Genomic DNA, 20110 nt, shown 5'->3' with positions numbered 1-20110 from the left:
AGCCGTTGCCGAGCGGTAAGACCGGCTTCCTCTACGGCATCTGTGAAGTCGATCAGAAGGTTGCTTGCATCATAATCGCCCCGGCTGAAACGCATTTCCCGCAGCTTGTGTACGTTGGCCAGTAAGGCGTATATCCCACGTTCTTTGTCTAGCGGATACGTTTCATCTATCTTTTTTTGCTTTCCTAAGAAGTCGATCTTGCAAGTTCCCACCCTCGCATCTCCTATCTTTTAACGATTTAACCGCCCATTCGATCTGTTCATAAAGCGAACCGCTCCTGCCGTTATTTGTGATTTCGAAATTAACCACGAAATTATCTATATGAGATTCCGTTTCGTGATTGATATCATCCATGGTGAACACATCTCCTACGGCGTTCATCCGGGCCAGGCGGTTTTCAACTGTGGATTGAACCCGCACGATGGTAAAGCCGTTATTCAAGAGAGCCTTATACTCATTTGGCTGTCTAAGGTCGGAAATCACGATGGAGTCGAATGGGTTGGTACTGGCGTCGATTTCTTCCAGTGTATAGTTCAGCCATACCGCCGGATCTATCTGACGTAAAGCTTGTCCTATCTGCTGATACAGGGAACGGGGTTTCATACAGCTGTTCTGTATGTCGGGGTAGATCAGACGAGTTACTGCCCTCACTCCATCCCCGAAGGCGAAACGCCTAAATCCGTATTTCCGCACAAGGTACTCCGCGATCAAATCCTTACCGCTTCGCATTTTCCCGGTGATGGCGATTTTTACCCCGTGCATTCTTTAGACGCCTTTCCCCTATCGACTTCTCGCCATTTAAGCAAGAGGGCATACCTTTTTTCCAGATGTTCTAGATAATCGGCCATTAAGTTAAAGTCGGTTTTTTTGTTGATAACGATGTTTTTCATTTTTTCTCCCGTAAGATACAACTCACCCAGATAGTGAATTAACATTCCCATTTACTTGTCCCCTCCTTGTTTTAAAGCAATCCACATGTAATCTGAAGCCGATAGTTCGTAGCACAGTTTACTGCCCCAAAAAATGAAGGGTAACGGTGTTTTGCTTTCTTTAATCAAACGCAGATGTTTTGGTTTTAGAACCGTAAATACCGGAGTTGAAGTCTGCCACCCATTCACCCAGATGAGCGAAGCACCCTGCTTCAAGTAACTGTTTAACTGGTCCGTTTTGAATCGAAATGTGGAGAGCATCGAGTTGTTAAACTTGACCTCCACGGGCCTTCCGTTTAGCAAGTAATCTGCTTTTAGATTTACGTTTGCCCCTAGCAAGAGTCGCCCGGAATTATCGCAACCGTTGTTTTGAACGGACAGCGACTCCCCCGTCTTTCGTCGCCAGTAGTCTACATACAGTTCGATAATCTCGCGTTCCACCCGCGATCCATGTTCGATATCTCGGGCAAAATCTTTTATATCTCTATCATCCATCCGGTAGTTCATTCGGGCTGCTTGGTTCACGGGCAGCTCACCTCCAAAGTGTTCTTTCACTATTTAATGCCGACAAACGGAGGACTTTGTGACAAAGAAAAGGGGCCGGGTTATCCCACCCGAGCCCTCGCGATTTCTACATATTCCGCTTCCCGTTCAATCAAGATGAACCTTCTGTTCTCTTGCAAGGCCGCTGCCCCTGTTGTGCCGCTACCCCCAAACGGATCGAGCACAATGCCTTCTGGTGCCGTCACGAAGCGAATCAACCATGCCATTAAACCGGTTGGTTTTACCGTAGGATGATGGTTGCGGTTAAAAACCGGCTTTCTTTCTCGACCGTCTAACGTATGCGTACTGTTTAGAACTCCTCGACCACTACCGGGATACACCCGCCGTTCTTCCAGGTCTATGACGTTTCCTTTCCAGTCGCTGTTCTTGTCTTTCTTAGTGGACTTCTTAGACAGTTCTTGGGGCGTAATGTTGAAAAACTTGCTGTACCATTCCGATGGTTCTGTGGTGATGCAGTTGGCCGGGTATCTGCCTTCTTCCCCAATACGGCAACCGTCCACGTTAATCGCACCGGTACCGTATCGTTCAACGGTGTCACAGATGTTTCCCGTTAAAGGCTTTCGACCCATAATGACCGGCTCGTGTGCGGGTTTGATTGAACTACCCCAGCCATCCCATTTCTTCGCCAGTTCACTGACAGGCTCATCACTGTCCACCTCGTGAAATCCTTGCTTCATCGCTTTTTCCATCCAAGGGCGGGTATTCTGGCCGTTTATGAGCATCACTGGGTTATATGGAATCCGTATCTTTTCTCTGACAGATCCCGCTCTTTTGTCGAACTGTTTGCTGACATCTAAATTCTTGGGAAAGCCGCTGGTGTACAGCCATTCGATGACATCACGGATTTCGAACCCGGCAATCCGCAAGGCCACTGTCATCAAGTCTTGGGTTCGAGTTCCGGCAAAGCAGAGGATATGTCCACCGGGTTTTAGAACTCGAAAAACCTCTCGCCAGATGGCCGGTCTTGGAACGAAGGAATCCCACGTCTTCCCCATAAAACCGCTACCCCGATGAACATAATCTTCACCGACCAGCCATTTCGAAAGAACTTCTTTAATATCCGGTTCCTTCGACAGACCGTATGGGGGATCGGTTACGCATGAATCCACGCTGTTATCCGGTAGTGTTTTCAGAATCTCCAAGCTATCCCCTTGCAGCACTTGATTGATAAATTGCATTGTTCGTTTACCCCCTTCAATACTTAATGCCGACAAAGGTCCGTATTTGTGACAAAAAACCCCGACCTTCTTTTGAAGATCGGGGTTGCTGAGTTATTCGCCGATAGCTTTGTGTACAGGAGCTAAAAGTTCCTTTTCTTCTTCCGTTGCCATTCGATACATCCTACCATTACTACCGATAAATATATCTCCATTTCCCATATCTATAATAGATACATATTGACCATTGATTAGGATTAAAGGATATTTATCTTTATGCGGGAAATCTACGATGGCACCTCTATAGTCTGGTATAGGCTCGTCTACTATACGCAAAATACCTATTTTATCTCGATATGCAAACGCCAATAACATCACCTCCTACTATACGATATGAATAATTACTCATTATGAAACAAAATTGCTTATATATAAATGTTCATATTGTAAAACATGGTGTTTTTATATCCTTTGTATTAAATTTTTCATACTACGAATTTAATCCCACATGGTTTTCGGTACTTTCCCCAGCCTGTTCATCAGAAGTTTGTAAACATCCAGGTTCAAAATGTCGGTGGCCTGGGCTTTTTCTTCGCTATCCAATAGTTCCCCCAGTCGAGGCCGTTGAACCCGTAACTTCCGCATAACCCGTTTTTGCGTTACCGTATGCTCTCCGTGATACTCCCTTAGGAAGTCCCATTTCTCCGGGTCGAGTTCTCGAACGGCATCGAACATGTTTTGAACGATCTCCTTCGTTTCTCCCTGAGCACCTCGCTCCCAGAGACGTTGCTTGAACACGTTCTTCGCCAGTGCTTCTTCAGAAAAATCAAACATAAACGGGGGCATCATAACGCCCATGGGGTAAAGGGAACGCAAGGCTTGAAGCGGTTCTTCGGGATGCTCTTTCATGACCTCTTCACAGCGTGCTAACTGGTTTTCCATCATCATAAAGTACCAGTTTGGGTTTTTCGCCTCATGGGGAATCACAAATCCCCATGGTTTATTTGCCCGAAAGCCACCGGCAATTCGACGGTTACGGATCGTGTACGTGATGAGATGATCGTAGGTGGTCTTACTGACGCCTATATAAAGGAATGTAACCGATTCGCCACGGATGGGTTCGTAAGAATGACCAGCCTTCACCATGCCGTTGAGGAAGCGATCGGTGTTATCCATATCGTCGTACTTCCCCAGATATAGGGCAGTTGCGAAAGCGGAAGATAGCCGGTCACGATCGGTTGCCCGTAATGCAATCACCCGGCCCTTTTGAACGGGTTGATATCCCTGTGAGGCATACACCCGGTTAATGAAGAATTCAATATTTGATATATCTTCACTCCGCTTAGGGTCCATATACACACGGATGTTTTCGTTGATTTCGTTCATGTTAATTGAAAAAGTATCTCGTGGAGCAGAGGCTTTCATTGCGTAAGACATCCACAAACTCCTTTCCTTTTGTAGCTACCCAGTGTGTCCAAAGCCGCCGCTTCCCCGTTCTGTTTTTACAAAGGACTCAACTTCCGTGAGCTCCGTATTGTGCAAGGCTTGTGGGAAAACCATCTGGGCAATTCGGTCCTCAAAGTTGATCGTATAGGCCGTATCCGACTGGTTTATCAGAATCACTCCGATGCCACCGGTATAATCCGCGTCGATCGTACCCGGTGTGTTCAGCACAGTAATTCCATGCTTCCATGCAAGGCCGCTACGTGGCCGCACTTCCGCTTCCATTCCAGCGGGCATCTGTATGGCTATCCCTGTTCGAACCATGCAACGTTCATCGGGACGCAGGGTAAAATGTTCAAACCAAGATTGTAAAGGTTTACTGGGATCTTCCGATGGCTTTATCACATCAAAAACTCTCAGGTCGAAACCACTGGAAAGCGGTGTCTCCCGTTCGGGGATCGTAGCAAGTAAATGGAGCTTCTTCGTCGGGATCAGAATTTTCGTATTTGTGTGTTTCAATTTCCGCACCTCCATAACTTAATGCAGATATAAACTCGTTTTTGTGACAAAAAAGATGGGGGAAAACTCCCCCAGTTGTTGCATCAGTTGAATTTTCGTTTAGGGTACTCGTAGTTTTTCCGGGTAGCGTTCCAACTAGAGACCTTGGTAAAGTAACCGATAATCCGCGTTAAATAGTCTGTAATGGGAGAGCCGCAGATGGGGCAGATTTCCCCTGTTCCCACGATCGACGTATGACCCTCTTTACAGATGCCGAAACCGTAGTTGATTGCAAAATGCTCGACACCTTCCGTTAAGGTGATGCGTATCAGTCGCTCCATCGTAACCGATTCGGTAACTTGTTCTTGTACATTCAAGTGAAGAATCCCGCCACCACTTACATGCTTCATGAAACGTCCGGTTAATCGGATTCGATCCATTGTTCCCATATCCGCGATCAACGGGATGTATTGATTGGAATACAGCTCAAAAGGCTGCTTATCGCCAAACATCAACCGGTCTTTTCGAGCTAGGCTAACGGCTGTGCTTTCAGCGGGGATTTCTTCTGTATTGAAGGAGTAACTTGTTTCCTGACTAAAACGCAGAGCATATTCTTCGGTTTTAATCAGCACTTCCTCCACGAAATCCTGACCTTCCTGAGATTCCATCGGCATCCCTAAGAAGTGGCACATTTCATACTGCCCATGGATTCCAATAGTGGAAAACAGCATATCCAGAGTAAACCAGCCTAGAGGCTTGAAAAACTTCAAAAACCCTTTCTCTACACGTCGCTGCAAAATTTCTTCCCGGTGTACCAGAAGCAAATCACGAGCCATAGTTAACCGCTTGTCCAACAGGCGGAAAAAGTCTTTTCTATCTTTCGCTTCTAACGCAATTCGAGGGAAGTTCACGGTAACCACTCGGTGAGATCCGATATTCAATCCGCCATTGCCAAAGCTGTCGGCCCGGTAATTCATCCGTTCGGTATCGTTTACGAAGCGGCAACACATTGCGATCTTGCTTCCTTCATTGGCGTAAATATTGAAGCAACCCAGTTTTGCATTCACCCGGCTGATAAATGACATAAAATCATCATCAAGGGGCTGCCGATTTTCATCTACAGACAGGTTTGCTGTCATCACCGGAAAACGGTACGGCAGACCTGTAGTCGGATCACCCTGGGCGAAGAACTCCGCGAGGATTTTCTGGACTTTCATTACAAATTCAAAGTCTACCGCAGTTCCGTCTGGGTAACGATACTCCGCAAACAGTTTCTCAAGGTTTACTCGGTCAAATATAGAGATATTTGTAAAGGGACTTTGTCCTGACGTGCGAAACTTGTTGTTTGCCACATGGATAAACTTCTGCCATAAGTTACTGATATAATCTCTATCCCAAGGAGCGTCGGGAACGTACATTTCTTTCTTCAAATACCAAGATAGGTTCACAATGAAGTCGCCTGGGGCCACAGCTCCCGCAAACTCCTGAGATAAATCCATCACCGTTTCTGTTACCTGAGCGACGAAACTATCGGCTCGTTTCGGAGGTACGCTCCCGAGTTGACCATAAGGCCGCCCTTGCAGCATGAGATTCTGTGTGGAAAAGGCAAAACAGTACGGAATCTGTACGCCCTGCCCACTGGCGTCATGGAAATACAGATCGCCCTGCCAGATTGCAGAGATCAGTTCATTCGCCCGGCGGACACCAAAGCGTTTCATCGAATACCGCCACAGCAGATAATACCCTTCTAACTTTAAGATGCCTTTGGTAACTTCCGCCTGATAGTTGTTTGCACTCAACTCTTCATTAGAGTTGGCATTTTGGTCCACCGTGGTATCCGCCAGACGTTTGGTGAAGTAATCGTGAGACATCTGGCCTACGTCAATTTTGTCAGGGCTGATTCCTTCCAGTTCTAGCAACTCTAACCCCTTAGGGTTTTTGGCGAAACGTTTATAAAGGGCGTCAAACTTCTTATCAAAAGTCAACATCTGTTGCATCGTTTATATCCTCCGGTTGTCGATGATGATCTGATTGTTGCTGGCCGGGAACGCCCCGGTATGCAGTTTCTCTCGATACTCTCCTGCTACGATGACCGTACACCGACGAGATATTTCTTTCGGAATATCTTCATATGAAAACCCGGTATAGAGCCAAGATTCTAATCCCATTTCATTGATGCCGATTAAAAGGTGTATCAGTGCGTCCGGCTGTTCTAGAGGCTCGCCACCGACAAACACCACGGCATCATAGTGGTTACGATACTTTTGGATTCGGAGCAGAATGTCTGCCGACTCAATATCCATTCCCCCGTCGGGGTCTTGTAGTTCGGGATTATGGCATCCAGGGCAACCCCTGCTGCATCCTTGGAAGAATACCGAATAAGCGATACCGCCTCCGGCGTCGGATGTATTCAAGTCGTTGAATCCTCCTACGATCATTGCGAACACCCCCCTACCCTTTTAATGCCGACAATAAAATCGATTTGTGACATGAAATAACGACGATGGGACAGCGTATTTGCCGTCCCATTTTTAGCAAGCTATTTGATTACCCGGTAAGCAAGTTCTCATATGAATCTAACGGTAAAAAATCAGTCCCGGTGACTTTCCACCTTCGAAACCCTTTGTGGTCTATCCATATCCAAAGTTCAAAGTCCAGCGTATTACCGAGGTCATACTCTCGGATGACCTTTTGAATGGACACTATCTCTTTTCGGTACGTCGACAGGGAAAAGGCTTTTGTCCGCTTGGATTGCACGGCCAAAATCCGATCCTTGCGAATTCCCAGTACATCGATTTTGGAATGGGAGCCTGCCGAACGAAGCACGAGGTAGCCATGAGACGTTAAGTCCTGCACGATTTTCCGCTCGATCTCATAACCCCGTTGGTAATTCGTCCGTTTTGGCATTAGGCAATCTCCTTGCACTTCATCTTATAGGGGCAGAAGATACACTTTTCGATCACCTTTTCAGGCAGCACTTTCGCATAGTACATCTGGGCCACCGTTGCGAATTTATGGAGCAGTCGATTCCGGTCCTCATCGGTAACTTCATAATAAAAGGCTCGCATATCCGGTTTCGCTTCGTCGCCTTTCGTCCAGCCGTCTTTGGCCAGCGATTCATAAACGATGAGGAACTCCCGGAGGCCGAATAGCAGTGAATAGGCCACGCACTGGGTTTTATGGTCTTCCTGAGCATCTTTCATTTTGTATTGTCCGATCGCCCCTAGCGTGGTTGACTTTGTCTTAAACTCAAACCCCACTTTGGCCCCATCCCGATATTGAAGAACACCATCCATCATGCCGTACAGCTGGAATTTAACATTGTTGTATTCCTGGGACCGAACCTGCCTAATGTTCTTTTCCCATGCGGGTAGTCCTTTTTTTGTTCGCACCACTGTAAATGCCGGGTGGTCCAGATATTTTTCTGCATATAACAGATCCCGCTGTACCGCAGCATGAACCGCTGAACCATTCCTTACCCATCGCCGCTGATAGGGCCGCATTTCCCCTTCTTCCTTTGGAATCCGGTCAGACCGGAAATACAGCTCTCGTTCGCACTTAGAGGCCGACGAAGGAGTAAAGGTAACAATACCCTTATCAAAGTGCAGATCGCTTTTGTCATCTGTAAGAGCTACCTTTTCACAGTCCAGAATTGTTCGTTCTATTTCTATATCGCTTGGCAGTTCCATCGAATGAATTTGATTAAAATGCCCAAGGATCGCTGCCGATAGTTCTGTGTCCCGAGCTGAAACAGGATGTTCCAGTACTTCTTCCCGAAGTTTTTTTGCCCCCACTTTATTGGTAAACCCCACGTTTCCGCCTCCTGTTTATGCCGCGTTTTTGAACCAATCCTGTTTCTTAACCCCTTCACCCCAGCGTCTCATTAACTCGGTATCGACTTTCATTGGAACATCCAGATTCACCGCTGACAGCATACATTCTTCGATTTCCTGCACTTGAGCCAGAGTAATTCTTTCGTCTACCAGCATCAGGGCTTCATCGTGAACGGTGGCGAAAAGTTCCCATCCCTTGTTATTGCAGTAAGCATGAAGCCGTAGCAGGGCTTTTTTCATTACATCTGCAGCTGTTCCTTGGATGATGGCGTTGACACTCTGTCGCCGTACCGATTCCACCGGACCCTTCACCTTTTGAAACTCTTCTTTGAGTGAGCGGGGAATCTCTTTCGTCCGCCAAAAGTTCGTGGGTACTTCGTCCGTATTCGCCAATCGGCATATTCGCCCAGCCAATGCATCATACACCTTTGCATGTTCCCGATATCCAGGGAAACGCCGCTTTCGGCCGTCGATGGTCTCTACATACTCGTTGGCTTTCACGAATTCGTGGACGGACTTGATAAACTTGTGAACACCGGGATAAGAAGCGAAGAAATCCTGGATGAACTGTTGAGCTTCTTCAGGAGTAATTCCTAACTGCTGAGACAGCGTAAACATACTCGTGCCGTACATGACAGCTAGCAAGCCGATTTTCATTTTCTTTCTATATATTGAGCCGTCTGCACAATCATCAATGGGGACGATAAAGACTCGGCTCGCCAGGGTAGAATATAAATCCTGTCCTCGGAGGTATGGTTCACGAAACAAGGGATCACCACTTAAATGGGCTAAAATTCGGGGTTCAATCTGGGAAAAGTCGCTCCCTAGGATTAGCTTTCCTTCGGGGGCGATGACCAGCTTTCGGGCCTTCGGGGGCAGGTTTTGCAGGTTGGGCTCACTGCTAGAAAACCGACCGGTGACGGTCTGCACTTGGTTAAAGGAGCCATGCAATCGCCCATCGCTTTGGATTTGTTCTGGGAGGGCGTCAACATACGTTCCTAACAGTTTTGTCAGGCCGCGATAGTTCAGAAGATGAGATATTCCTTCGTGTACCCCTTGTAGGGATTTTAAGGTTTTTACGTCTGTCGACCGCTTGTTCCGATCGGGAAGGCCCAGGTCGTCGTAGAGCACCTTGGCAAGCTGGGTGGGAGAGTTGAAGTTGATATCGCCGAAAGCGTCTTTCAGCTTTCCTTCCGTTACAACGATTTCATGCCGAAGCTCATCCCCATATTCCACCGCAAAATTCCGGTCAATAAGAAGCCCTGCCTGTTCCATATCCACGCAAACATCTACCAGTGGATTTTCAAGATTTCGATGAAGTTGCAGCAGCTTTTCTCGTTTCTGTAAGTGCTCCAACTGCCATTTGTACAGTTCGAGGGTTAAATGGGTGTCCTTCGCCGCATAGACCAAAGCCACGTCCAGTGCCACTTCATCAAAGCGGGTTTTGCCGAACAGTTCCTCGAAGGTATGACTTTCTTCTTTGAAACCGAAGTGTTTACCGTACTTCGTGGCCAGATTCTTTAGGGCATAGCTGGTTTCATTTTCATTGAGCAGGGCCATGGCGACTCGGGTATCATGCAGCAGTCCTCGCATCCGCACCCCGTGCCGGATGAACATGTGAATGTCATACTTGGCATTATGGAGCACTTTCCCTATATCGGGGTTGGTCAGCGTGGGCCGCAGAGCATCTAGCACACAATCCCGCTCTAACTGCTTACCGATCTTGTGGGCAACAGGGATATACACGTGATAATCGGCGTTGGGCAAGCTAATGGATATCCCCACGATTTCATCCCGGTAGACGTTTAACCCAGTCGTTTCAGTATCCAGAGCCACAAACGGTTCCCTTTCTAGGTCTTCTACGAGTTGTTCTAGCTGGGATAGGGTCTGGATTAACCGGTAATTCGCTGGAGTTTTGGCCACCATCTCTTGCAGGATGCCAATTTTCCGTTGTTCCATCAACGCCCGGTATAAATCAAGAGCTTTTGTTTTGGTGAGGATTTGATTATTCTTTAGTCCGGTACCGATAATGCCGTCCTCGATCGCTTGTTTGACTTCCAGCAGTCGGGCTTTATCGGTATGGGAACTGTTCATCTGCAATATTCCGGGTTTGTGTTTGCCTTTCTTAGTTAGATAGCCCGTTTCCCATATCTCCACCCACGAGGGTACCTGTTGAAAATTTTCTTTTTTCTCTTGAGCCGCTTTCGCCCGTTGTACCTTATCGGTGTCTTTTTTCAGCTTCAACTCCATGTTAAGTTCCACGTTATAACCCCCTCGCTTAGAAATGCCATCAGCAAGTGGGCATTTTTTATTCATAGGAATGAAACGGGAAGGGCTGTTGACCCTCCCCAGTTATTTTTGATTAAAACACACTGTCCGGTTCATCTTCGGAGGCCGGGGAAATCGGTTTGACGTCATCCCCACCGCCGTTTTTTACTGATTCCCATTCGTCTATCTGTGCTCGGGCGGAGTTTACTTCTTCGGAGCTGAACAGTTGGGTTACGGGGAATCCTGCATCCATAAGAAGGGCTATTTGCTGGTTCCGAGTTCGAGCTTGAAGTCCCGATTCAAAAAGGTCGGATTCTACGGTTAACCCGTCAAAGTTAGCAAACTTCTCTTTATCCTCATGTTTCAGCCGAAGGATTGGCGAAAGAGAATAGTTGGTATCTACTTTATTGCCAGTTCGCTTGAACAGAAATGCGTACGTTTCCAAGTCGTAAGCATACTGTTCAATAGCCGCGATCAATTGCTGGGCTTGTCCCTTCGTGGCATCAAAGAGCCGGAGTTGGCCCATATCGATGTCTGCAAAGGCGAAAAGGTAACGTTTTTTGGCGTAAAGCCCGTCAAATCCTTTCGCTTTGACGTTGGATGCTTCACAAAGAGCACATTTTTCTCCTACCGGTGTAATGCAGGGTTGCGTATAGATGCCGTTCGCATAGGAGGCATGGGCCAGATATTCACAATAATCTTCCGTGCTTAACAGTCGAACTCGGCAACTTTCGCCGTCCTTTAATCGGATATAGAGCTTTTTGAAATCGATTTTTTCAACCTTTTTATTCAAGGATGCTTTCGCATCTTTCCCTTTAGCGGTAATAATGGACATTTGATTTTACCCCCCGAAGTTTGTTAAAATTCTAACTTGAAGTTGTGCAAAAGCGTCGATGAAGGCGATGTACTCACGGAAAGCTTTTTTGGCTCGTGAAACCGCCTGTCGAGCCTTTTGTGAATACTCTTTCTCTCCGAAAAATGCTGCGATCTCTTCGTTGGAAAAGCCGAGTCGTAGCAGTTCGAGGATTCTTGCTTGTTGCTCGTTGGTTGTCGCAAAACCAGCGAGCATTTTTTCATAGTGGAGCGTTTCAATCACGGTGTCTTCATAATTCTCTTTATCTTCAATGATTGAAGCGAAGGTTTCTCCACAGGCACCGGGAATCTCGTTATCCATTGAAACTTCTGTGCACAGGGATCGTTTTTGGCGACCCAGTGCTTTTTTTATATCGGTGATTTTGTCTTTGGCGAAGAAATTAAATCGCTGGGTAAAATTCGATTCTCCGTTATATCCCACAGATGCTTTCCAGACCGCCTCCCTTAATTCGCTGATAAACACGGTAGATTCAATTCCGGTTCTCTGAGATAGCTTATAAGCCATCCGGTCGACCAAGGGGGCCATGAGGTCAAGCAGTTCGGAGAGGCTTTCTTCGGACGGATCGTTATCACATCGAAAGGCGGCTTTGTTGATGGCTTCGTTATCTATATTCAAGATTGATCCCCCTTACACTTATTTAATAACGACATAAAGTTCGGTTCGTGACTTCAAAAACGGGAATCTCGCCTGGAAATAATATACTAATATTTATTTATCTGATCTGAGGGAAATACTAGCTACCGATTGAGGTGAACCGTTGGGGAAAGGTTTGGTATCAGTGAATTTAGACGATAAGATTGATGTGATCTACAGGCTTGTGAAAGCGGGTGAATTTCTAAAAAACATGCGGGTAGAAAAAAAGCTGTCTCTTGCAAAATTATCGGACGCATTAGGAGGGACTGTGTCGAGTAACTATCTCTCGCTTTTGGAGAGGGGAAAGGTTTCTGAACCAAGCGAAGAAGTATTACGAGCCTTAGCTAAATTTTACGAAATACCTGAAGAAGAGATATTTAACCAATTCGGTAAAATACCCGAAGAGGTCATACGGTCCTTACGGGATCAACCGTTTATGACAACAATCTTTAACAGTATTTATAAAAGAGGATATCCCGAAGATATTCAAAAAAAGGTTGTTAGTGAGGCTTTACAAGCGTTTAACGAGATTACGAAAAAATACGAACATACTTTAACGAAAACGGATGAGAAATAACACTCAGCAATTCATCTGGGGGTAACTCGTTCACATCCTTTACGTTCTCAGGTAGGCGAATCGCCTCTAGGAGTAAATACCCCCCGAGATTTTCAGAAATACTTTGTGCGATTCGTTCCCCAGCCTTATCGTTATCTGTCGCAATAATTAGCCGTTCAATGGGCGACTGAATCAGAAGTTTACGCTGCTGCTGACTGAGATTTGCTCCACCTAAAGCGACTGCGGGACAGCCTGCTTGCCAAAGAGTTATCGCATCAATCTCACTTTCTACAATAAACGCTTCAGCCGTTTTTAATCTATAAACAGCATTGAGTCCGTACAAGTGATCTTTCACAGGCTGACCGCCAGAATAATACCAAAACATTTTCCCGTGAATACTACGGTACTTTATATTCACCAACTGACCTTTTTTATCGAACCAGGGAAAGGTAATTGCACGGGACTTTTTGTCGTATCCAATTTGAAAAACCTGTTGGTACTTCTCCCCGATTCCTCTCACATTTTCCAGATAAGGGTGCCGAAAAAGATATTTTCTCAAAATTGCCTGGTCCAATCGACCGGGCTTTTTCTTTTCCGTCAAGTCTACCAACAAGATCAAATCATCCGGGTTGGGGATACATGTCCCGTACTTATTCAGCAAATACTCTTCCGTTTCGCCGTAAGTCTCATTGCGGAGATATGCCATAAGCGTTACAAAATTACCCTTATTCCAATCTGGATTATCCGCTCCACTGTCCAACCATACACCGTGACTTAGATGGACTGCGAAGCTGGGATGCCGTTCGTCCCGAAAGGGTGAGCAGGCGATGAAGTTTTTTTCAGTCCATTTGGGATGTTTCCAATCATATTGTTCAATTTCAGCCTGAATATTTACGGGTAGTTCAAATCCTCTTACCGTAATCAATCCGCTTTTTTCATCCCGTTTTTGAAGCTCGGATTTGGGACATCCCTTCTCACTAGACTCAGTATCTTGTCCGCCACACGAATTCCGTCTTCCACTTGCCCCACTCTTTCTAGATAATCTGGATAGGTTAGGTTTTTCAGACCGTGATTTTTTTGGTAATCGTTCATTCGTCTTTGAAGGTTTGTTCCGAAAGCCCGGTTAAAGGCTTGCTTAAATTCAACATGAGCTTCCGCAAAAGTCACACCATTCTTTCTCGCTATTTTTTTAACCATTTCGTTTAACTGCTGCCGGGGAGTTCCGTTAACGTTCACGGAGTCCATCAAATTAATCCGGTGATGAGCGAGGGCCGCTTTTCTCTCCGCTCGCTGGCTATCATCTTCGACTTTTTTCAGTCGGCGATCATGTTCCACCATGAGTTCCGCCTGTTTTAGAAGGATTTCCGCTTGCGTCATTGGCTTTTGTAATTCATTTAGATTTAATCGGTAATACTCATCGACCAACAATTCGTAAGCTTCCCATGCCCGATCGGTATTCAGGGATTTGGCGTGGAGCCATGCTCCTTTTTCCGTCCACAAATAAATGACCCTGACCATCGGACCAATTTGCAATCCCGAATTTCGGGATCGCAAATCTGTGAGTTGATCTCCCTCTATACGGAAAAAGTGTTTACCTTCGGTGTAACGTTCTTTGTTCTCGGTAAAATTGCTTGACACACGTTTTGGCTCTGTTCCATACGATTCGGCTAATTGTGATGTTGTGAGTACTCTTTGGTTTAAATGTTCAATCGGTTGAAGGCAATTCATATTCTTGTACCCCTCTCCATTTGTGTGGTTGAATTTGTCGATACGATCATGTTTGTAAATTTGTATTTTTTGTGGTTACAAACTCACAGTGCTAGATAATAAACTACGATGAATGTTTGTACAAACTATAAATTGTGGCTTTATTCACAAATGATTCTAAAAGAGGTCGGTTACATCCGTTTCCCGGATATGCCCCAGGTTAAAATTCACCGATAATTCCACAACTTTTCCCACGTTTGGTTCCCGGCACTTCTCGATGGAGATTTTACCGATCCCATCTGCGGCATCGAAAGTGAGCACCGTCGCTGCATCTTGAATAACGGCGATGGTCTCACTGTAGTCCGTCAGCTTTGGGGGTTTTACAATCCGGTTGCCATCATCGTCTTGCTTCAGTACCTCTTTTTCGGCGGCTCCTGGAGTTTGGTGCACGACAAGGCCAGCCACATTGTACCGCCCAAAAAGCTGACGTAATCGTCGCGATGTGGCGGTCATGGCGTCCCGCATCCCTTTTCCTTTTCCGTGAATCATCAAGTTAAAACCGTCGATTACTACCATCTTTGTATCCGGGTAGGTCTGAAGATCGGCCTCGATCGCTTCTAACGTTAAGCCACCCGGAAGGTCTTCCATCGTTTTAATGATGTAGGCACCTTGAGCCTCTGCCACTTCAGGCGTAAAGCCGTTCAAATAACCGAAATAGGACTGTTCATTATCGAGTATCCCGCGCCGTAAACGGACGTTATCGAACTTTCCCATCAAGGTATCCAGTCGAAGGGCTTGCTGTTTTTTCGATAACTCCGGTGAATAATGAAGCACTGAAAAACGGTTTTCCCATGCCGTTAGCCCGATATGAGAGGCAATCCATGACTTCCCCCGGTTTGTAAAGGCCATTAAAAGAATGAAGTCACTCGTTTCAAAGCCACCGGCGAGAGCTTCGGTTAGGCTAGGGTATGGCGTTGGAATATAGACCGATTCTTGGGCCGTCTTTGCGTCCTCATACCACTCCCGCCGTTCGGAGCCGTTTGCAGCATAGTTCGTGCCCAAGGAAAAAGTCATCGCGGTTACGGATTCAATTCGAGCCGTTTCTTCCTTGAGCCATGCGATAAATTTATCTCCCGGTAATTCAGAAAACTTCTTCCCCGCCTGGTTCTGCAATAATTCAAAGGCTTGTCGTTTTGCGGTTTGGGCCTTTAAGCGGGTACAAAGGAATTTGAAGGTATCCACCACACCCGGCATATAGTCAAATTCCTCAAACTCTGCGGCTACTGTTCGGGAATCGGGGGATTGCCCGTGATCTTTTACATAGTCGCAGATAAATTGATATACATTCCCCAACGTGGGGAAGTCGTAACCATCAATGTTATATTGAAACAACTGATGAAAGCTGTTTTCGTCGATCGCTTTAGAAAGCAGTTGGGATTCCAGCATTAATACAACCCTGCCTTTCTGTGGTCTACGCCCCGGAATGATACGGGGATGGCAGCCCCTTCGATTCGGCTGGCGATCCGTTCATCTAGTAATCCAGCAATATCGTTCAGAGGCACGTTGGAGGTATAGATAGTGGACTGCCCTTCGATAATTCGCCCGTCAATCACCTCATAGAATTCCGAACGATAGGCTTCTGTGGCTTCTCTGACACCGATATCGTCGAGTACCAGCAACTCCGCTTTGAGCATTCGTTCTTTTAGCCGGTAATAGTGAACACTGGACGTCTGTTGCATTTCCGGGGTTCCCCGAAACTGGGCGTTGAAGCTGTTTTGGTATTTTGAAGCGTTAACAAAAAGGGCCGGGACTTCTTCAATTCTTCGCCGATTCGTTACATGTTCAATGGTTCTGGCCACCAAGAACTCATTCAGGATGGCCACCGCAGCCGTGGTCTTCCCCGTTCCGGTCCCTTTGGGGTTGTCCGGTTGGGGGATAGAAAAAAGATATAGACCACATCCCTTTTCCACCTTCCCCAGCACATCGGCACAATACTTTTGAATGGCAGCATAGGCTACGGGGTTATCTTGTTCAAACGGGAGTTCCCGCGCCGAAACCCCGGTATAGGCTTTGGGGATTCCGGCTAATCCCCAGATACCACCGTTGCCGCTTTCTCCTTGTAGTTTTAGGAAGGCATAGCACAGGTGGCCGCACAAGGCGGGGTTCCCTGCTTGCTTGCACTTTCCCTTTAGCAGGCATTTCTCCACGCCACACACCCCCTTATATCCGGTCTAGCAGGGCTAACAGCTCTTCTGCCGTTCTCCCACCGTGTTCTGGCACGTTCATTCGCACTTCTCGTTCTTTGGCAACTGCCAGAGCCTTTTCCGGCATCCATGTACACAAGGCCGCGATAGAGGGCCGGGGGAATTTCGAAAGGGTTCCCCACTTCTCGTACATTTCCACCGAGATATCGACGATCTGCCGCAGTTGTTCCGGTGAATACTGCTCGATGAGCCGTTGCTTAATCATCTTGGTATCCTTGGGCCAGTTGGGACTGTAGTTCGCATCGTACTTTTCCCGGTATCTCATGCAGAAGTATTTAATTACATCCTGTGCCGTCATCGGTACATCTTCGGGGATTCCTGTATTACTGTTTAGATCGTTATTACAGTGATTACTGGTAGATATAGAAGTACCATACTTTATGTCAAAATCCGTTGCAGGGGCGTCGGGCTTTTTGACATCAGGTAGTGTATTACTGTTTATACCGTTATTACTGTTATTACCGGTAGATATAGTAGTACCATACTTTGTGTCAAAGACCGTTGCGGGGGTGTCGGGATCTTTGACATAGGTAGGGGGTACAATCTGGGATACCGGTAAGATCGTATAGAAAGAATAGGTTGCCTGGGAGTTCGGCGTTTGCCGTTTTACCCGCTGGATAATCGGTTGCCCCTCCCAACGGAACTCCAATAAAGAATTCACCCACTTACAGGCGGTCTGACGACTGCACCCCATCCCTTTAGCGATCGTGTCCTGAGAGGGGAAACACTCCCCGTTTAAGTCCATATAACTGGCAATAATGCACAATACGGTCCACCGTTCCGGTCCCATCTGTGCAATTAATCCGGTGGTAACCGCTAATTTATAGAACTTAAAATAGATTTCTTCTTCCCAGGTTTTCTCGATGATGTCAAATCGTTTGTCAATTTCCATGGCTATCATGCTGGCCGTAGCTTGATTTTTTTCGTTAACCATTTCACCCACCTCCAAAAACTTAATGACGATTTCTAAACCGATTTGTGACGAAAAAATAACCCGCCAGCCAAAAAGGCCGACGGGTTAGGAAAACGAGGGGTTTACAGAATATGCTATTCTACATGAATGGATTTCGATACATCATACAGGCCACAGGCGGAAAGGCCAGCCATGAGTCCGTTGACTACCCCGGTTTGGATTGTGTCGGCAGGAATAAGGAAAAGACCCGCAATCACGCCCAGCACTAGGGAAATAGCCGGGATATACTTGGGTTCCATATAGCCTTTCGCCAGTTGTCCCAGGGCCACGATCAACCCGATGATAATAGTGGAATCAAACATTTATAATCTCCTTTCTTATTAGGCAGCGAATTTTTCAAAAAGGCCGATTTTGTCCAGCAACACCATCACGCGGTAAAACGATTGATCACCCAGTGGGTCTGCCACCGTTCCCCGTTCATGCAACTTAATCATTGTGGGTCTTGCCCAATCGGGGATCTGGGCATATAGTTTTTGGGCTGCTGCTTTCGCTTGTTCCGCAGCGATCCGGGCATTTTCTGCGTCTACCCGTTCTTTTACACCATCAATGAATTGATCCCAATGGGGTAGGATTACATGCGGGCATTCTTTTCCCGTCCAATGCTTATGGGGTACGATGTTTTCTAACGGGATTCCATTTTCCATCATCAGTTTACAGATCAGATCCTTGGCATTTTCTTCGCCCTGGGGTTCGCTACCGTCTGCATTTTCGCAGATTTCGATCCCTATGCTGGTACGGTTGCCGGGACCGTTGCCGCCGTCGCCTGCATGCCACGCGTTTTCGGTGATGGGTAAATGCTGGTAGATTTCTTTTTCATCGACAGTAAAATGCCAGCTCGTCGTTCCGGAATTCGCCGATTTGATAAAGGCATTATGACCCGCAGCATTGGCACCGTTCGCCGCATTTCCCGTATTGTGGACGGTAATGAATGTCGGTTTCATGGAATAGCCGGGCCGATTCTTGGCACCTTTCGGCAAAATGTCTTGAACAACGTTTACCATGTTGAAATCCCTCCTTGTTATTTTGAATGGCATCGGATTTCGGTCTTAATATCCTGCACATCTTCGGAAAGTCTTTCATACTGCCGGGCCAGGGCTTCGAACTGCTTTGACATTTCCGAAAGAAAGGCCGTCAGCTTATCTTCACGCCCTTTCGCTTCGGTCTGATGCCGCCTGCCCTCTTGCAGTTGGTACAAATACAAAGAAACGAATAAAGCCGCCCATAGTCCCTGTTGCAAGGCTTCCGAAATCAAACTATCCACCACAACCCCCCTCTTTTTGGGACATATAAAAAAGACGCTGCTTTGCGTCTTAGTCTTTCAGTAATAGTTCTATAATTAAATCTAATTTTTCCGTAATGTTGTCTAGGGAAGGCTTTTCACCCTTGGCTTTTCGGGCAGCATAATCGGAAATTTTATTTTTAATACCTTCCGTTTTCTGCTGTTTCTTTGATTTGGGGATTGTTAGCATCGGTCTAGTCATTATCCCGTCACCTCCACGTTAAAAAAGCAGCCCCCACAGATTATTTCGCTGCATTTCGCTTGAATAGTAAATAATCCGTCTGAATGGCTAGTAAAATCAAATTCGGCTTTCCCATTATCGGGGATTAAGTCTAGGGAAATTGGTTCTTCCCCTTCATGGGTTACATGAACGGTAACGGGGCAAGTTTTCGGTAAGGGGTTCCCTTTCCAGTCTCTGAATTCTACGGTTATAGGAAGGGTTTCGCCCAGTTTAACGGTATCTTTTGAAGCCGTCATGGTTAGCGTCATTTCTGTACAATAAAACGATTTGTCAAAAACGAAGTCACCGTCTTTTTCTATTTTGTAGACAGATCCATTTTCCACAATAAAGTCGGTCATGCTTTATTACCCCCCACAATTAGCGAATATAATAAACTGCCCACCGGACATAAGGATTGGATTGACCACTAGACGATATTTTGAAAGAAAGTCGTAAACGCTGATCAATATAGAAAGATGTTGGGAAGGTAAAAATGGTTTGCCCGTTCCCTGCCTTATTTGTATATATCCACGCATTAGTAGAATCGTAAAAAGCTAAATACGGATCGGGAAGAAAAAAGGGATAGCTAACATGGCTTGATCCCGTAGTGCTACCAGACGTTCGCCATTGGTAAATACCTCCCGCAGAGTTCATCGTGTCGCCCCACACGCTGTTAATGATTAAATTACCGTCGTTTTCGAGTTTATAGCAAACGTAACTATTGCCACCGAATTGGATATAGCCACCGATGACCATTAGGGGGCCGGCTAGGTTAAATATTTCTGTTTCAGGCGTATTTGACAAATATGTCGATCCGTTATATCCACTCGAAATGTAAACTTTTTTCCCCGCTGCCCAGGGATTCCGGGCCAGTGCCGTAGTTACCGTACTAAAATTCGTGTTTGAAGTATC

At 46.4% G+C, this 20110-nt stretch carries 26 protein-coding genes and 1 pseudogene; 1 reads left to right on the top strand and 26 read right to left on the bottom strand.

Going from position 1 to position 20110, the window contains the following annotated elements:
* From H1S01_RS18280 to H1S01_RS18210, 15 genes and pseudogenes are all read right to left on the bottom strand, one after another.
* Positions 1 to 212 (bottom strand): annotated as a pseudogene (locus H1S01_RS18280) (sigma factor-like helix-turn-helix DNA-binding protein); the annotation flags it as partial.
* Entirely contained in the window at positions 163 to 762 is a 600-nt protein-coding gene (locus H1S01_RS18275; protein WP_188041828.1) for a nucleoside/nucleotide kinase family protein, read from the bottom strand. The pseudogene H1S01_RS18280 and the gene H1S01_RS18275, both read right to left, overlap by 50 nt.
* Positions 750 to 941 carry a hypothetical protein gene (locus tag H1S01_RS18270; protein WP_188041827.1) on the bottom strand — a complete coding sequence of 64 codons (192 nt, stop codon included), beginning with the start codon at positions 939 to 941 and terminating at the stop codon, positions 750 to 752. Before H1S01_RS18270 ends, H1S01_RS18275 begins: the two co-directional genes overlap by 13 nt.
* Complete coding sequence (locus tag H1S01_RS18265) at positions 942 to 1454, bottom strand: hypothetical protein (RefSeq protein WP_341479140.1); 513 nt, start codon at positions 1452 to 1454, stop codon at positions 942 to 944. It abuts the gene before it with no gap.
* Between the two features lie 80 nt (positions 1455 to 1534).
* On the bottom strand, positions 1535 to 2671 hold the full coding sequence (locus tag H1S01_RS18260) for a DNA-methyltransferase (RefSeq protein WP_188041826.1): 1137 nt from the start codon (positions 2669 to 2671) through the stop codon (positions 1535 to 1537).
* Between the two features lie 93 nt (positions 2672 to 2764).
* Complete coding sequence (locus H1S01_RS18255; RefSeq protein WP_188041825.1) at positions 2765 to 3019, bottom strand: hypothetical protein; 255 nt, start codon at positions 3017 to 3019, stop codon at positions 2765 to 2767.
* Positions 3020 to 3148: 129 nt separating this feature from the next.
* Complete coding sequence (locus tag H1S01_RS18250) at positions 3149 to 4087, bottom strand: FAD-dependent thymidylate synthase (protein ID WP_188041824.1); 939 nt, start codon at positions 4085 to 4087, stop codon at positions 3149 to 3151.
* A gap of 24 nt (positions 4088 to 4111) precedes the next feature.
* Positions 4112 to 4612 (bottom strand): dUTP diphosphatase, encoded by a 501-nt coding sequence (dut, locus tag H1S01_RS18245; RefSeq protein ID WP_243237430.1) that lies wholly within the window; start codon positions 4610 to 4612, stop codon positions 4112 to 4114.
* An 83-nt stretch (positions 4613 to 4695) separates the two neighbouring features.
* Positions 4696 to 6588 (bottom strand): anaerobic ribonucleoside-triphosphate reductase, encoded by a 1893-nt coding sequence (locus H1S01_RS18240; protein ID WP_188041822.1) that lies wholly within the window; start codon positions 6586 to 6588, stop codon positions 4696 to 4698.
* 3 nt (positions 6589 to 6591) lie between these two features.
* Positions 6592 to 7029, bottom strand: a complete 438-nt coding sequence (locus tag H1S01_RS18235; RefSeq protein WP_188041821.1) for a 4Fe-4S cluster-binding domain-containing protein — start codon at positions 7027 to 7029, stop codon at positions 6592 to 6594.
* Positions 7030 to 7138: 109 nt separating this feature from the next.
* Positions 7139 to 7498 carry a PDDEXK family nuclease gene (locus H1S01_RS18230; protein WP_188041820.1) on the bottom strand — a complete coding sequence of 120 codons (360 nt, stop codon included), beginning with the start codon at positions 7496 to 7498 and terminating at the stop codon, positions 7139 to 7141.
* Positions 7498 to 8403, bottom strand: coding sequence for a hypothetical protein (locus tag H1S01_RS18225; protein ID WP_188041819.1), 906 nt, complete (start codon positions 8401 to 8403; stop codon positions 7498 to 7500). Before H1S01_RS18225 ends, H1S01_RS18230 begins: the two co-directional genes overlap by 1 nt.
* Before the next feature lie 15 nt (positions 8404 to 8418).
* Positions 8419 to 10686 carry a DNA polymerase gene (locus H1S01_RS18220; RefSeq protein ID WP_341479139.1) on the bottom strand — a complete coding sequence of 756 codons (2268 nt, stop codon included), beginning with the start codon at positions 10684 to 10686 and terminating at the stop codon, positions 8419 to 8421.
* 100 nt (positions 10687 to 10786) lie between these two features.
* The gene (locus H1S01_RS18215; RefSeq protein ID WP_188041818.1) at positions 10787 to 11527 is read right to left on the bottom strand and encodes a hypothetical protein; all 741 of its coding nucleotides are present in this window, start codon (positions 11525 to 11527) and stop codon (positions 10787 to 10789) included.
* A 6-nt stretch (positions 11528 to 11533) separates the two neighbouring features.
* On the bottom strand, positions 11534 to 12181 hold the full coding sequence (locus H1S01_RS18210; RefSeq protein ID WP_188041817.1) for a sigma-70 family RNA polymerase sigma factor: 648 nt from the start codon (positions 12179 to 12181) through the stop codon (positions 11534 to 11536).
* Between the two features lie 142 nt (positions 12182 to 12323).
* Between H1S01_RS18210 and H1S01_RS18205 the strand changes: the two genes are divergently transcribed.
* Positions 12324 to 12776, top strand: a complete 453-nt coding sequence (locus tag H1S01_RS18205; RefSeq protein WP_188041816.1) for a helix-turn-helix domain-containing protein — start codon at positions 12324 to 12326, stop codon at positions 12774 to 12776.
* Here H1S01_RS18205 and H1S01_RS18200 read toward each other — a convergent pair.
* The 11 genes from H1S01_RS18200 to H1S01_RS21215 all read right to left on the bottom strand — a co-directional run.
* The gene (locus H1S01_RS18200) at positions 12730 to 13680 is read right to left on the bottom strand and encodes a toprim domain-containing protein (RefSeq protein ID WP_188041815.1); all 951 of its coding nucleotides are present in this window, start codon (positions 13678 to 13680) and stop codon (positions 12730 to 12732) included. The genes H1S01_RS18205 and H1S01_RS18200 overlap by 47 nt on opposite strands.
* Complete coding sequence (locus H1S01_RS18195) at positions 13677 to 14483, bottom strand: ORF6N domain-containing protein (RefSeq protein WP_188041814.1); 807 nt, start codon at positions 14481 to 14483, stop codon at positions 13677 to 13679. Before H1S01_RS18195 ends, H1S01_RS18200 begins: the two co-directional genes overlap by 4 nt.
* A gap of 156 nt (positions 14484 to 14639) precedes the next feature.
* Positions 14640 to 15908 carry a DnaB-like helicase C-terminal domain-containing protein gene (locus tag H1S01_RS18190; protein WP_188041813.1) on the bottom strand — a complete coding sequence of 423 codons (1269 nt, stop codon included), beginning with the start codon at positions 15906 to 15908 and terminating at the stop codon, positions 14640 to 14642.
* Positions 15908 to 16669 (bottom strand): ATP-binding protein, encoded by a 762-nt coding sequence (locus H1S01_RS18185; RefSeq protein ID WP_341479138.1) that lies wholly within the window; start codon positions 16667 to 16669, stop codon positions 15908 to 15910. Before H1S01_RS18185 ends, H1S01_RS18190 begins: the two co-directional genes overlap by 1 nt.
* A 13-nt stretch (positions 16670 to 16682) precedes the next feature.
* Positions 16683 to 17660, bottom strand: coding sequence for a helix-turn-helix domain-containing protein (locus H1S01_RS18180; protein WP_188041811.1), 978 nt, complete (start codon positions 17658 to 17660; stop codon positions 16683 to 16685).
* A 113-nt stretch (positions 17661 to 17773) separates the two neighbouring features.
* A complete protein-coding gene (locus H1S01_RS18175) occupies positions 17774 to 18001 on the bottom strand; it encodes a hypothetical protein (protein WP_188041810.1) in 228 nt (75 codons plus the stop codon).
* Between the two features lie 18 nt (positions 18002 to 18019).
* A complete protein-coding gene (locus H1S01_RS18170) occupies positions 18020 to 18700 on the bottom strand; it encodes a peptidoglycan recognition protein family protein (RefSeq protein WP_188041809.1) in 681 nt (226 codons plus the stop codon).
* 17 nt (positions 18701 to 18717) lie between these two features.
* Positions 18718 to 18960, bottom strand: coding sequence for a BhlA/UviB family holin-like peptide (locus tag H1S01_RS18165; RefSeq protein ID WP_188041808.1), 243 nt, complete (start codon positions 18958 to 18960; stop codon positions 18718 to 18720).
* A gap of 49 nt (positions 18961 to 19009) precedes the next feature.
* Positions 19010 to 19180, bottom strand: a complete 171-nt coding sequence (locus H1S01_RS18160; protein ID WP_188041807.1) for a hypothetical protein — start codon at positions 19178 to 19180, stop codon at positions 19010 to 19012.
* Positions 19180 to 19557 carry a hypothetical protein gene (locus H1S01_RS18155; protein WP_188041806.1) on the bottom strand — a complete coding sequence of 126 codons (378 nt, stop codon included), beginning with the start codon at positions 19555 to 19557 and terminating at the stop codon, positions 19180 to 19182. The genes H1S01_RS18160 and H1S01_RS18155 overlap by 1 nt, the downstream gene beginning before the upstream one ends.
* Before the next feature lie 19 nt (positions 19558 to 19576).
* Positions 19577 to 20110 (bottom strand): hypothetical protein (locus tag H1S01_RS21215; RefSeq protein ID WP_207732415.1); only part of this gene is annotated, 534 nt, incomplete at its 5' end.

The sequence above is a fragment of the Heliobacterium chlorum genome (assembly GCF_014502795.1).
GTDB lineage: Bacteria > Bacillota > Desulfitobacteriia > Heliobacteriales > Heliobacteriaceae > Heliobacterium > Heliobacterium chlorum.
This window is presented reverse-complemented; position numbering and strand designations above follow the sequence as displayed.